Genomic DNA, 12744 nt, shown 5'->3' with positions numbered 1-12744 from the left:
AAGGAGAACAAGAACATGGATTTCGCGCTTACCGATCAGCAGGAAGCCATTCGCGATGCCATCGCCAAGATCTGCGAGGGCTTTCCCGATGCCTATTGGCTGAAGAAGGACCACGACGGCGGCTTCCCGCACGACTTCCACAAGGCGCTGGCCGATGCCGGCTGGCTCGGCATCTGTGTGCCGGAGGAATATGGCGGCTCGGGGCTCGGCATTACCGAAGCCGCGATCATGATGCGCACGATCGCGGAGTCCGGCGCCGGCATGTCCGGCGCCTCCGCGGTGCACATCAACGTGTTCGGCCTCAACCCCGTCGTCGTGTTCGGCACCGAGGAGCAGCGCAAGCGCATGCTGCCGCCGATGGTCGAGGGCCGCGAGAAGGCCTGCTTCGCCGTCACCGAGCCCAACACCGGCCTCAACACCACGCAGCTCAAGACCCGCGCCGTCGCGAAGAACGACCGCTACATCGTCAACGGCCAGAAGGTCTGGATCTCGACCGCGCAGGTCGCGCACAAGATCCTGCTGCTGGCGCGCACCACGCCGCTGGAAGAGGTGCGCTCGCCGACTCATGGCCTCAGCCTGTTCTACACGGACTTCGACCGTAAGAAGATCAAGGTCCACGAGATCGAGAAGATGGGCCGCAAGATCGTCGATTCCAACGAGCTGTTCTTCGAGGATTTTGAAATCCCGATGGAGGACCGGATCGGCGAGGAAGGCAAGGGCTTCCAGTACATCCTTGAGGGCATGAACCCGGAGCGCATTCTGATCGCGGCGGAAGCCGTCGGCCTCGGCAAGCTCGCGCTGTCGCGGGCGACCGAATATGCCAAGACACGCACGGTGTTCAATCGCCCGATCGGCAAGAATCAAGGCATCCAGCATCCGCTCGCGGTGAACTGGGTCGAGCTCGAGGCGGCCTGGCTGATGGTGATGCAGGCGGCCTGGCAGTACGACAAGGGCCTGCCCTGCGGCGCCGGCGCGAACGCCGCGAAATATTTCGCGGGCGAAGCCGGGTATCATGCCTGCGAGCAGGCGGTGATGACCCATGGCGGCTTCGGCTATGCCAAGGAATTCCACGTCGAGCGCTATTTGCGCGAAGTGCTGATCCCGCGCATCGCGCCGGTCAGCCCGCAGCTCGCGCTCAGTTTCATCGCGGAAAAGGTGCTCGGGCTCGCCAAGTCGTACTAGGCTGCGCGGAGGATCGTCATGAACCTCGCTCATCATCTCCTGCGTGCTGCCAAGGCCGACGCTTCAGCTCCGGCGCTGCTCAAGGGTCTGACGCCGGTTGCCGACTACGGCCGGCTAGCCACGACGGTGGCGTCGCTTGCTGCATCGCTGCAGCAACGCTTCGGCCTCGCCAGAGGCGACCGTGTCGCGCTGCTGATGAAGAACGTGCCCGACTACGTCGCCTGCCTCTATGCCTGCTGGCACGCGGGCCTCGTCGCCGTCCCCATCAACGCAAAACTTCATCCGCGCGAGGTCGCGTTCATTCTCGACAATTCGGGCGCCGCCGTCGTCTTCGTGACCGGGGACATGGCGGGCGTCGCGTCGGAAGCTCTGGCGCTGGGCACGACCCTGCCGCGCATCGTCGAGATCAGCTCGGCCGAGCATCGCCGCATGGAGCAGGCGGACGGCATCGCGATCGCCGATGTCGCGATCACCGATCCCGCCTGGATCTTCTACACCAGCGGCACTACCGGCCGGCCCAAGGGCGCGGTGCTGAGCCATCGTAACCTGCTGGCGATGTCGCTGAACTATCTCGCCGAGATCAACCCGATCCTGCCGGGCGAGGCGCTGCTGCACGCAGCTCCGATGTCGCACGGCTCCGGCCTTTATATGGTGCCGCATGTGTTTGGAATGGGCGCGCAGATCATTCCCGAAAGCGGCCGCTTCGAGCCCGACGAGATTCTCGAGCTGACGGCGAAGCGCGACAACATCTCCTTCTTCGCTGCGCCGACCATGGTGCGGCGCCTGACGGTCGCGGCGGAAGCTGCGGGCGCGACCGCGCCGGGGCTGAAGACCATCATCTATGGCGGCGGTCCGATGTATGTTGCCGACTGCAAGGCGGCGCTTGCCGTGTTCGGGCCGAAGCTGGCGCAAATCTATGGTCAGGGCGAGACGCCGATGACCATCACTTACTTGCCGAAGTCGATGCATGCCGACGCCGGCCATCCGCGTCATGAGGAACGCCTTGCCTCCGTCGGCATCGCGCAGGGCGTGGTGCAGGTCCGCACCGTGGATGAGGCGGGGCAGGATGTTGCGCCCGGCGAGGTCGGCGAGATCATCGTGCGCGGCGACACCGTCATGTCCGGCTACTGGCAGAACCCGGACGCCACCGCGAACACGCTGCGCGACGGCTGGCTCTACACCGGCGACATGGGTGCCTTCGATGCCGACGGCTTTCTCACGCTCAAGGACCGTTCCAAGGACGTCATCATCTCCGGCGGCACCAACATCTATCCGCGCGAGGTCGAGGAGGTGCTGCTGCGGCACGAGGCCGTCGCCGAAGTCTCAGTGATCGGCCGGCCGCATCCGGAATGGGGCGAGGAGGTCGTGGCCATCGTGGTTGCCGCCGACGGCAGGACGGTCACACGAGACGAACTCGACCAGATATGCAACGCCTGGATCGCCCGTTTCAAGCGGCCCAAGCACTATTACCTCACCGGCGAATTGCCCAAAAACAGCTATGGCAAGATCGTGAAGACGGAGCTACGCACGCTGCTCGGCGAGGCTTCCGCCCGTCTCACGCCGATCGGCTGAGGTCGCGATGTCGGAAAGCGTACTGCCGATCGACTTTGCCGGCCTGATCCGTGAAGGCGATCTCGTGGTGTGCGGGCAGGCGACGGCGGAGCCGCTCACCCTGACCGAAGCGCTGATGGCGCAGGCGGCGCAGCTTCCGCCCTTTCGCATGATGATCGGACCGGTGTTCTCGGAGACGTTTTCCGCGGCAAGCCCGAACGTGTCCTTCCAGAGCTATGGCGTGATCGGCACTACGCGACGGCTGGCCAGGGCCGGGCGGCTTGAGGTGATCCCGAGCAATTACAGCGCCTTCTGCGCCGACTTCGCCACGCGAAGGCATCAGGCCGATGTCGTCCTCGTGCAGCTTGCGCAGTCTGGCGGGCGTCTCAGCGCCAGCCTCTCCAACGATTATGTCAGCGATGCCGCTCGCGGCGCGCGCCTTGTCATCGCGGAGATCAATCCCGAGGCCCCTTTTACCTTCGGCGCGGAGTGGCCAGAGGACGTGCCGATCCACCGGCGCGTGACGGCGCGCCGTCCGCCGGTCGAATTGGCATCGACATCGCTCGACGACACGTCCCGGCGGATCGCGTCCCATGCCGCGAGCCTGATCGCCGACGGCAGCACGCTGCAGTTCGGCGTCGGCCGTATCCCCGACGCGATCCTGTCCTCGCTGTCCCACGCGCGCAATCTCGGCATCCATTCCGGCCTGATCAACGACGCCGTCGTCGACCTGATCGAGCGCGGCGCGGTGACGAATGCGGAGAAGGGGATCGATGCCGGGATCGCCGTCACCAACCAGGTGATCGGCACGCAGCGGCTCTATCGCTTCGTGCATGAAAACAAGGCGGTCGCAGTGCGGCCGACGTCCTACACGCATGGCCAGGGCACTCTGGCGCAGATCAACCGGCTGGTTGCGATCAACTCGGCGCTTCAGGTCGGGCTCGACGGCAGCGTCAATTCCGAGACGCTCAATGGCATTGCGATCGGCGCGATCGGCGGCCAGCTCGATTTCGTGCGCGGCGCCAATGCGTCACGCGGGGGCAGGGCGATCATCGCGCTGCCGGCGACGGCGTCGGACGGGAGCAGCCGAATCGTCGCCAATGTCGAGACCGTGACGACGCCTCGTGCCGACGTCGACGCCATTGTCACGGAGTGGGGTATCGCCGAGCTGCGCGGCTGCGGCCTCGCAGAGCGTGCGCGCCGCCTGATCGCGATCGCGGCGCCCGAGCATCGCGACGCGCTGTCGGCGCAGATCCGCAAACCCGCCGGCTAGCTCAGTTCATCATCGCGAGCGTCGGACGCTGGCTCTCGCCGGATCCGATAATGCCGGGGATATCGGCCGCTTCGCCGGCAATCATGTGCGACATTCCCCAGAACAAATGCGCGAGTCGGGAGAACACCAGTCGCTCGCGCTCGGCAGGGACGGTGCCGTCGGGGATCGTCACGGTCTCGAGGCCAACGACTTTCTTGAAATCCGGCCAGATCGTCATCGACTGCGCGATCACGGAATAGCAGCGCGGATCCTCGTCGCTCTCGTCGGGCGCCGGCGGCAGGCTCGGATATTGCGTCGGCGCGGCGTAGAATCTGTAGGCGCCGTAGCCAAGCTGGAGCAGGAGCTTTTCGGGGACGGCGACGTCGGCGGCAAAGGACACCAGCCGCGCCTCGCTCAGCACGTCCGCTTCGATGGCGCTGAGGTCCGATGCGCGAAGCGCCGAGCAGAAGGCGAGGTCGCGATTGTGCTCACGGAGCAGATTGGCGAGCGGCTGCTGCTGTTGCACGGTGTCGGTGAGCAGGATGATGGTCTTGAGCATCGGTTGATATCCGTCAGAGGAAAAGGTGCCGGGCGGTCATGACCGCCTGGTCGGACGCATGGGCAGCGAAGAAATCGTTGGCGATGCGCTGGCCCGGTGCGATCTCCAGGATGCGGTGGCGCGCGAGAGCGGCGGCCTCGCGCGCGGTGCCGATGTCGTCCTGCCAGGCGCAGAGCGACAGCTCCAGCCGGTCGTAGCCGCCGCAATCGGCGGCATAGGCGCCGGTCACGGCTTCCACGGTCGCGGCCACCGCACCGGCGTCGCTTGCCGCGACGTCGCGCAGGATCACGGCGATGCCGTTGCCGGTCTCGGCCTTCGAAGTCATCACCATGAAGGCATCGCGGGCGCCGGTGCGTCCGGCGCGACGTGCCGTGCGGGCAATGCCGGCAAAGCCGGGATCGGGACCGAGATCCAGCGTCGTGGTCTGCCGGTCGTGCAGGATCGTGGCGCGCATCGCGCCGAGATCGCCCTTGAACGAATGATAGGAGCGGGGCAGCCACACGGTATCGAGCGGCACCTGTGACGAGGTCAAGCTCCACGCCTGATCGAGCAGATAGCCCTCCCAGATCGCGGGATAGGATGCGGCGAGCTGCTGCCAGGCGCGCAGCAGCATTTCGGCGCGCGCGGTGCGGCCGAGATAAAGCACGCGCGCCGACATCTCCCAGCGATTCCACTTGTGCAGGGACACGTCGCAGCCGAGGAAGGACGGCAGCAGCGGCGCCTCGCGCAAGCTCGCGTCCACTTCGACGAACAGCAGCGGCTCGCGATATTTGTTCCACATCCGCAACATGAACTCCGCCTTCTCGAAGCAGAGCATGCGGTCGCCGATCTGGGTGTCGATCGGCTCGATATGACAGGCGAGGTCGAAGCGTTCGAGCGAGTGCCGCAGCGCGAATGCCGCGGTCGCATCGGCTCCGCGCGGATAGCAGGAGACGATCCGCGGGCGGGCGGTGGATGCATCGGCGGCGGTGAGGAATTTCGACCAGCCGATGCCGCCCCACCACATCTCGTGCGGGCCGTCGGCGCCGCAGGGGCCGACGGTGCCGAATTCGGTCAGTTTCGATTTCAGGAAATCGAAGCCGGGATTCTCGCTTGCGGGAATGACGACGGCACAGCCGGGATTGAGCGAGCGATAGAACAGCTCGGCGGCCGCCCCGCTCAGTGGCTCCCTAAAGATGATGACGCCGTTCCGCCGGCCCTCGCTGATGAGATCGAGGATCGGAGCGCCGTACTGGCCGACCAGCCATTCCAGGCGGCCGCGCTGGGCCGGGCCGAGCTTGATGCCGCCGGATCGCAGCAACAGATCGAGGTCTTCGTGCGTCTCGTCCGTCAAGTCCATGCCCCTTCGCGTCAACCCTGGACTTCAACGATCCGGGCGGCGCAATCAGGCGGACTATTTGGGGCTGGAGCCGAGCGGGGTGATCGCGACGGAATAGATCGCGATCTCCCGGGCCATCGAGGCGACCGGGATCAGCAGGCAGCCGTCCTCGCTTTCGCTGCGATAATGTTCCCCGTTCCGCTGCATGCGGGCAAAGACCAGGCTCTCGGCTGCAATGCCGATGACGTCCTGGCTGGCAGCGGCCTCACGGATCTCGCCGGCGGATTGCACGGTGACGCCATGCAGGAGGCCCTGGGCTGCGAATTTCGGCAGCGGAAGCGCCAGCATGGCGATTCCCATGGCGCGCGAGACCGGAATGCGCACGCGCAGCTCCCCGAGCCCGGTGCGGTGGATGGCGACCTGCTCCAGCACCGCCTCGCCATCGGCACGAAACAATCCGACCTGAACCGTGCCGTAAGGGCTTTCCTCGAAGACGTCGGCGGGCAGGCGGTTGGCGCCGAACAGCGCATAGAGATAGGCGTGGGACGGCGACGTTAGCGCGAAGCTGCCGGCGAGCCACATCGGCGGTCCGGCCGACGTGCAGGCGGCCGAGAGGCCGCGGGCGGTGATCTGATTGCGGACAAAATCGCGGTCGAGCATCGGCGCCAGCGCCTGCGTGCCGAGATTGACGTCGTGCTTGAGGTCGCCGAGCAGCGCCAGCTCGTCCTCGTCGGGCAGCAGCAGCAGGCGGGCCAGCGTCGCGGCGCTCCAGCGTGCAGCGACATCCGGTGCATCATAGGGCTGCAGGGACAAGTCCCGTGCGACGTCTCCGGCGCCTGCCGCGAAGGCGCGCGCGCCGGCCTGGATTTCGGCGGCCAGCGCGATCTGGCTGGCGGTGTGCGGGTTGATCTCGCGCAGGACCTCGCCGCCGTCATAGTCGAGCACCGAGCCATCTGCGGAACAGCAGGCCTGCTCCAGCAGCGCGACATTGCGCACCAGCATGCGCTTGGCGTGGGGCGTGATCACGAGATCTGAGATGAAGCCCGTCGCGCTGTCTTCCCCGGCGAGGTCGTGGAAGGAATCGTCGAGGGAGATGAGGTAGGCGCCGTGGAGGCGGATCGTGATCCCTTCCAGGTCGAAGACCCGCCGGAGCGCCTTCTGGACGCTGCCGGAATAGCCGAGGTCGGCGAGCACGAGATCGGTACAGTCATCGAAGCCCGGTATCGCGTCGCGCACATAGGCGAGCAGCCGCGCACGCAGGATCGCGGCGAGCGCGAGAAGCTCGCTGGTCTCTATCAATTCCGGCAGCGCCTCGGCGAGCGCCTCGCCGGTCACGATGCCGTCCGGCGATTTCGCGAAGAACGCCGCGACCTTCGGTGGCAGAACCTTGACTATGTCGCGGAAGGTCGGCGCGTCGAACTTCGCGATCTTCGGCAGGAATTCGAGCAGGGGCTGCAGCGTATCGGCCGAGGCCATCAGGCTGACGCGGCGGTTGATCTCGAGATACGCCGAGGTCGCGCCATGCAGATCCTGCCAGATCCGGTGCGACAGAAAGCCGTCGCGGCCGAGAAAGCCGAGCGCCACCCGCCGGCCGGGACCTGCGACCTGTTCGCAGCGCTCCGCGATGAAGGCGTCGAAGGCGGTCATGACAGGGCCGAGCACCATCGCACCCAGGTGGAAGGCGGGAGACTTCTCGGCGCTTCGTGCCGCCATCATGCGCCGCAACGTGCGCATGCCGTTGTCGAGCCGCGAGGGAACACCGGGACAGAGCAGCTCGAACAGCGAGGTTTCACCCTGCAGCTTTGAGGCCAGCTCGCGCGACGCCTGGGGATAGTAGCGTGGCCGGATGCCGTGACGTCGCGCTCCCCTGACGTCCGCGTGCTCGTTGTCGCCGATGTGGAAGGAGGCGTGCGCATCGACGCCCTGTTCGGCCAGGTACTTCGCGAACAGCGTTTCGCTCTTGCCGCTGCCATGGTCGCAGGAGGCGTAGAGGAAGTCCCAGACGAGGCCGGGGCTGCAGGCGCGCAGCAGCCGCGCCAGCCGGTGGGAATCCCAATAGGTGTCGGAGATGAATCCGACGCGACGGCCCGCGCGCTTCATGTCCTGATATTGCCGAAGCATGTCCGGATTGACGCGGCAGAGCTCGAACTCGGCCGCGAACTCCGATTCGACAAGGTCGCTCAGATCGCGGCGCGCCAGGCCGAACAGGTTGAACGGAAAGAACGAATAGATCTCCTCGATGCGAACTTCGACCGCGCCGCGCCTGTCCTTCGCGGCCCTGCGCGCGCGCCCTTCGGCCTGGATCCGATGCTGAACAAAACTAACGGAAATATTTGGACAAGTTCTTGAAATGCCCGAGAGCTCGTAAGTCCTTTCAAATACACCATCCGGCGTCGTGCAGGCGCGAAGCAGAAATGTATCGAAAACATCGAACGACCATGCGGAAACAATTTGAGCACGGCGCACCGCGCCGGTCGTTGCGATCGTCATGCTGCAATTCCCCGTCCACCATCACGATTAACGTGCGCATGCGGCCGTTCAGGCGCCGTGCGAGCGAAAAAAAATCACGCGCGATTCAAAATCGCATTCGTCGCGACTGACAGATTCAAAAAAATCGCTAGGTTCGAAAAAGGTGATTCGGAAAAAATTGCCGGGTGCGGAAGTCGTCCCGCGTTCATTCACACTCGGAAACAATCGCTGTGTCACGTGCGAAGTGCGTGTCGCGTTCGATCACCTAGTGCCGCGTAATGTCAGCGTTTTCTCCCCACTGCATCTGTTCAGGATGGATGATCCGCCATGGCGCGAGACGATGTGATGATTGCAATCGCGATGCGCGAGATGATCGCGCGATCGGCAATTATTGCCCGACACCCGGCAAAAACGACCGGCTAACATCTTGAAAAATAACAAAAATTCTTCGCCTGGATTGTTTTGGCGGCCCGTTCAACGCCTGGAAGCCGTGTGGCATGTGCGCCGCCGGCGTTGCGGGTTGGAGGTTGCGGGATGAGTTACGCTGCTGATGTCTGGGCTCCCGCCGAGGCGGAGATCGCGACGACGGCGCCGGTCGATGCGATCGTGCAGGTCGCGCCGTCGGTGCCGCTTGCGCCCGACTGCGCGCCCGATGCCGCCGATGTCGTCCTCGATGAAGACAGCGAACTTCTCGACAGGCTCGCCGCCGACGACGAGACAGCGTTCCGCATGCTGGTCGAGCGTCACATCGATCGCGCTTACGCCATTGCGCTCCGCATCGTCGGCAACGCGGCGGACGCCGAGGACGTGGTGCAGGACACCATGCTGAAGATCTGGAGCCATCGCGGCCGCTGGCAGCACGGCCGCGCCAAGTTCTCGACCTGGCTCTACCGCGTCATCTCCAACCGCTGCATCGACCTGCGCCGCAAGCCGCGCAACGAGAATGTCGAGACGGTGCCGGAAGTCGCCGACGGCCAGCCCGGCGCCGTCGAGATCATCGAGCGCAACGAGCTGAACGACATGCTGGAAGTGGCGATGCAGCGCCTGCCTGAGCAGCAGCGCATCGCGGTGATCTTCTCGTACCACGAGAACATGAGCAACGGCGAGATCGCGCAGGTGATGGGCACGACGGTCGCCGCAGTAGAGTCTCTGCTCAAGCGCGGCCGTCAGCAGCTGCGCCAGCTCCTGCGCAAGCACGAACGCGACATCCGCACCGCGTTTACCGATTGCTAACTATAAAATTTTCCCCGCACGAATTTTCGCGCCTGATCTCGCTGCGCTCCGCCGTTTGAGCGAACGGACGGGGCTGCGGTCCGCGTCGTCGTAAGTCGATTTCCACGATGCGGCACGCCATGCCCATCAGCACAGGAGCTTCCAATGCCCGCGATCAATACCAATACCGCCGCCAACGCCGCGGTCCGATACCTCAACATCAACTCCTCGCAGGAGACCAGCTCGCTCTCGAAGCTGTCGAGCGGCTCGCGCATCACCTCCGCCTCCGACGACGCCGCCGGCCTTGCGATCTCCACCCGCATTTCCTCGGACGTCACCACGCTGCAGCAGGCCGCGACCAACGCCTCGCAGGCGACCGCGATCCTGCAGACCGCCGACGGCGGCGCCTCGAACATCTCCGACATTCTCGCCCGCATGAAGTCGCTGGCCTCCGAATCCGCCTCGGGCACCACGACCGATTCCAGCCGCGCCTACATCAACTCGGAATTCACCCAGCTCACCAGCGAAATCGATTCGATCGCGAGCGGCACCCGCTACTCCAGCCAGAGCCTGCTCGACGGCTCCAGCGTGTTCGCCTCGGGCGTCTCGGTGCTGGTCGGCTCCTCCGGCTCGGACACCATCACGATCACGCTCACGAGCCTCACCGCGTCCTCGCTCGGCGTGTCCTCGCTGGACGTCAGCACGTTGTCGGATGCGACCTCGGCGCTGACCACGCTCGATACCGCGATCGATACGGTGTCCGCCGCCCGCGCCAGCATCGGTGCCCAGGAATCGCGCTTCAATTTCAGCGCCGATTCGATCTCGACCCAGACGCAGAACCTGCAGTCGGCGAATTCGGCGATCAAGGACGTCGACATCGCGGCCGAGCAGTCCAAGCTGTCGTCGGCGGAAGTGAAGACCCAGGCCGCCGTGTCGGCGCTGGCCGCGGCGAACCAGATGCCGCAATACCTGCTCAAGCTGCTGGGCTGATGTTGACCAAAGCGGGCCGGCATGACGCCGGCCCGCGTCCTGCCAGGGGATAGTCAGGCAAAGTGACCAGCGTCAGCAGCAGCACAAGTTCCGGTGTCAGCGTCACCACGAGCGGGACGACCAATTCGAGCAGCATCGACTGGTCGGCGCTGATCCAGGCCGCGGTCGACGCGAAGACCGCGCAGGCGGACACGATCTCGACCTCGATCACGAGCAACGAGGCCAAGATCTCGGCCTATCAGACGCTGCAGACCGATCTGCAGACGCTGTATTCGGGCCTGTCGTCGCTCTCGACCGCGGTGGTCAACTCGCTTTCCTCGAGCGCGTTCGCGACGCGCTCGGCGAGCATCAGCTCGACCGGCGACGTCAGCGCCTCCTCGGCGCTCTCCATGACGATCAAGAACGGGGCCGCGATCGGCGACCACACGCTGACGATCAGCCAGCTTGCCACCGCGCACAAGGTGTCCGGCACAGCGCAATCGAGCCAGACCGACGAGCTCGGTTATTCCGGAACGTTCTCCATCGGCCTTGCCGGCGGAACCACGTCCGACATCACCGTCACCGACACGATGTCGCTCCAGGACGTCGTCGATGCCATCAACGCCCAGACCTCGACGACCAATGTCCAGGCCTCCATCGTGCAGGTCTCCAGCACGTCGTACCAGATGGTGCTGACCGGCACCGAGGATGCGGCCGACATCACCTATTCCAGCACCTCCGGCGACGACATCATGAACGAGCTCGGCGTGACCGACAGCTCGGGGAGCTTCACGAACGTCATCCAGCAGGCGCAGTCGGCCGAGTTTTCGCTCGACGGCATCGCCATGACCCGCGACACCAACGACATCTCCGACGTCCTCAGCGGTGTCACCTTCAGCCTGCTCCAGGCGACGCCGGACGGAACCTCGCTGAACATCAGCATCGAGACCGACACCAGCCAGATCGAATCGGCGGTGGAGACGTTCGTCACCAACTACAACGCCTTCCGCGACGAGGTCGTCGCGCAGCAGGCGACCGCAACCGACGGCACGGCGGATTCGAGCGCGGTCCTGTTCGGCGACGGAACGATGCGCAACATCATGGACGCGCTCCAGAACGCCCTGAACAGCACCGTGGGCGGCATGACGATGGCCGATCTCGGCCTGTCCTTCAACGAGAAGAACGAGCTCGAGCTCGACACCTCGACGCTATCGGATATCCTGAGCACCAATCTCAGCGGCGTCACCAAGCTGCTGTCGGCGCAGACCACGACGTCGTCGAGCCAGCTCAGCGTCGTCAACACCGGGACGTCGCCGCAATCCTTCACCCTGGATCTGACCGTCGATTCCGACGGCAATCTCGCCTCGGCCTCGGTCGGTGGCGATTCCTCACTGTTCACGGTCAGCGGCGCCACGATCATCGGCGCCGCCGGATCGATCTATGCCGGCATGGCGTTCACCTATAGCGGCTCGACCTCGCAGTCGATCACGGTGACCTCGACCACGGGGATCGCATCGCAGATCTATCAGATCGCGAAGAACTCTTCGTCGTCATCCGGTGCGCTGCAGACGCAGATCACCAGCCTGACCAACCGCGACGACGACCTCCAGCAGAAGGTCGACGACATCAACAGCGCGGCCTCGACGTTGCAGTCGCAGCTCCAGACGCAATACGCGAAGTACCAGGCCGCGATCGAGAGCGCCAACAGCACGCTCAACTATCTCAAGGCCCTGCTCAATTCCAGCTCGAGTGATTGATGATGCATAATCCGATGGCGTACATGGCCAACCAGGCCTATCGGGGAACGGCGACGACCGTGCCGCCGCTCAAGGCGGTCTCGATGCTGCTCGGCGGCACGATCACGTTCCTGCAGAAGTCGCTGGCCGCCCAGGAGGCGCGGCGCTTCGAGGAGGGGCACGAGTACCTGATGAAGGCGACGGCGATCCTGCGCGGGCTCAGCCACAACCTCGATTTCGCCAAAGGCGGCGACGTGGCGGAGCATCTGTTCCAGACCTACAATGCGATGATCCTGGCAAGCCTCAAGGCTTACGGACGCCCGCACGCCCGCCAGAGTTTCGGCCGCATCATCGCCGGGTTGAGCGAGCTACGGGAGGCCTGGGAGTTCGTCGACACGACGGTGCGCGGCGGCAAGCCGGGGTCGGCCGATTCGGCCCGCAAGGGCTGAAGAAACTGGTCGTCGGCTACGCGGGGAGGGCAGGCCACCGGCCGCTC

The 12744-nt window shown here is 65.1% G+C and carries 10 protein-coding genes; 7 read left to right on the top strand and 3 right to left on the bottom strand.

Translation table 11 applies throughout. The features are described from left to right. The first annotated feature begins 15 nt into the window (after window positions 1-15). From A7X65_RS24465 to A7X65_RS24455, 3 genes are read left to right on the top strand one after another with little or no spacing between them, the layout of a single operon-like run. Window positions 16-1182, top strand: a complete 1167-nt coding sequence (locus tag A7X65_RS24465; protein ID WP_063689821.1) for an acyl-CoA dehydrogenase family protein — start codon at window positions 16-18, stop codon at window positions 1180-1182. A gap of 18 nt (window positions 1183-1200) precedes the next feature. Continuing rightward, window positions 1201-2754 (top strand): AMP-binding protein, encoded by a 1554-nt coding sequence (locus A7X65_RS24460; RefSeq protein WP_063689816.1) that lies wholly within the window; start codon window positions 1201-1203, stop codon window positions 2752-2754. 7 nt (window positions 2755-2761) lie between these two features. Further along, window positions 2762-4006, top strand: coding sequence for an acetyl-CoA hydrolase/transferase family protein (locus A7X65_RS24455; protein ID WP_063689812.1), 1245 nt, complete (start codon window positions 2762-2764; stop codon window positions 4004-4006). A 1-nt stretch (window position 4007) separates the two neighbouring features. On the opposite strand, the gene A7X65_RS24450 is transcribed toward A7X65_RS24455, so the two are convergent. The 3 genes from A7X65_RS24450 to A7X65_RS24440 are packed head-to-tail and all read right to left on the bottom strand — an operon-like array spanning window position 4008 to window position 8352. Continuing rightward, window positions 4008-4544 carry a hypothetical protein gene (locus tag A7X65_RS24450; RefSeq protein WP_063689809.1) on the bottom strand — a complete coding sequence of 179 codons (537 nt, stop codon included), beginning with the start codon at window positions 4542-4544 and terminating at the stop codon, window positions 4008-4010. 13 nt (window positions 4545-4557) lie between these two features. Further along, on the bottom strand, window positions 4558-5877 hold the full coding sequence (locus A7X65_RS24445) for a hypothetical protein (protein ID WP_063690764.1): 1320 nt from the start codon (window positions 5875-5877) through the stop codon (window positions 4558-4560). 60 nt (window positions 5878-5937) lie between these two features. Beyond that, a complete protein-coding gene (locus A7X65_RS24440; protein ID WP_063689807.1) occupies window positions 5938-8352 on the bottom strand; it encodes a hypothetical protein in 2415 nt (804 codons plus the stop codon). A 513-nt stretch (window positions 8353-8865) separates the two neighbouring features. Here A7X65_RS24440 and A7X65_RS24435 point away from each other — a divergent pair. The 4 genes from A7X65_RS24435 (at window position 8866) to A7X65_RS24420 (ending at window position 12697) form a co-directional block, all read left to right on the top strand. Then, window positions 8866-9564 carry an RNA polymerase sigma factor gene (locus A7X65_RS24435; RefSeq protein WP_063689805.1) on the top strand — a complete coding sequence of 233 codons (699 nt, stop codon included), beginning with the start codon at window positions 8866-8868 and terminating at the stop codon, window positions 9562-9564. Window positions 9565-9708: 144 nt separating this feature from the next. Further along, the gene (locus A7X65_RS24430) at window positions 9709-10533 is read left to right on the top strand and encodes a flagellin (RefSeq protein ID WP_018641141.1); all 825 of its coding nucleotides are present in this window, start codon (window positions 9709-9711) and stop codon (window positions 10531-10533) included. A 62-nt stretch (window positions 10534-10595) separates the two neighbouring features. Beyond that, entirely contained in the window at window positions 10596-12269 is a 1674-nt protein-coding gene (gene fliD / locus A7X65_RS24425) for a flagellar filament capping protein FliD (protein ID WP_063689803.1), read from the top strand. Further along, entirely contained in the window at window positions 12269-12697 is a 429-nt protein-coding gene (locus A7X65_RS24420) for a flagellar export chaperone FliS (RefSeq protein ID WP_063689800.1), read from the top strand. Before fliD ends, A7X65_RS24420 begins: the two co-directional genes overlap by 1 nt. Window positions 12698-12744 lie beyond the last annotated feature (47 nt).

Source organism: Bradyrhizobium stylosanthis, assembly GCF_001641335.1.
Lineage (GTDB): Bacteria > Pseudomonadota > Alphaproteobacteria > Rhizobiales > Xanthobacteraceae > Bradyrhizobium > Bradyrhizobium stylosanthis.
The sequence above is the reverse complement of the archived record's forward strand: the minus strand, read 5'-3'. Positions and strand labels throughout refer to the sequence as shown.

Excerpts from the sequence above, each read along its gene's own strand:
- A7X65_RS24455 (WP_063689812.1), top strand. The coding sequence starts at position 2,762 with ATGTCGGAAAGCGTACTGCCGATCGACTTTGCCGGCCTGATCCGTGAA.
- A7X65_RS24430 (WP_018641141.1), top strand. The coding sequence starts at position 9,709 with ATGCCCGCGATCAATACCAATACCGCCGCCAACGCCGCGGTCCGATAC.
- A7X65_RS24420 (WP_063689800.1), top strand. The coding sequence starts at position 12,269 with ATGATGCATAATCCGATGGCGTACATGGCCAACCAGGCCTATCGGGGA.
- A7X65_RS24435 (WP_063689805.1), top strand. The coding sequence starts at position 8,866 with ATGAGTTACGCTGCTGATGTCTGGGCTCCCGCCGAGGCGGAGATCGCG.
- A7X65_RS24440 (WP_063689807.1), bottom strand. The coding sequence starts at position 8,352 with ATGACGATCGCAACGACCGGCGCGGTGCGCCGTGCTCAAATTGTTTCC.
- A7X65_RS24460 (WP_063689816.1), top strand. The coding sequence starts at position 1,201 with ATGAACCTCGCTCATCATCTCCTGCGTGCTGCCAAGGCCGACGCTTCA.
- A7X65_RS24450 (WP_063689809.1), bottom strand. The coding sequence starts at position 4,544 with ATGCTCAAGACCATCATCCTGCTCACCGACACCGTGCAACAGCAGCAG.
- A7X65_RS24465 (WP_063689821.1), top strand. The coding sequence starts at position 16 with ATGGATTTCGCGCTTACCGATCAGCAGGAAGCCATTCGCGATGCCATC.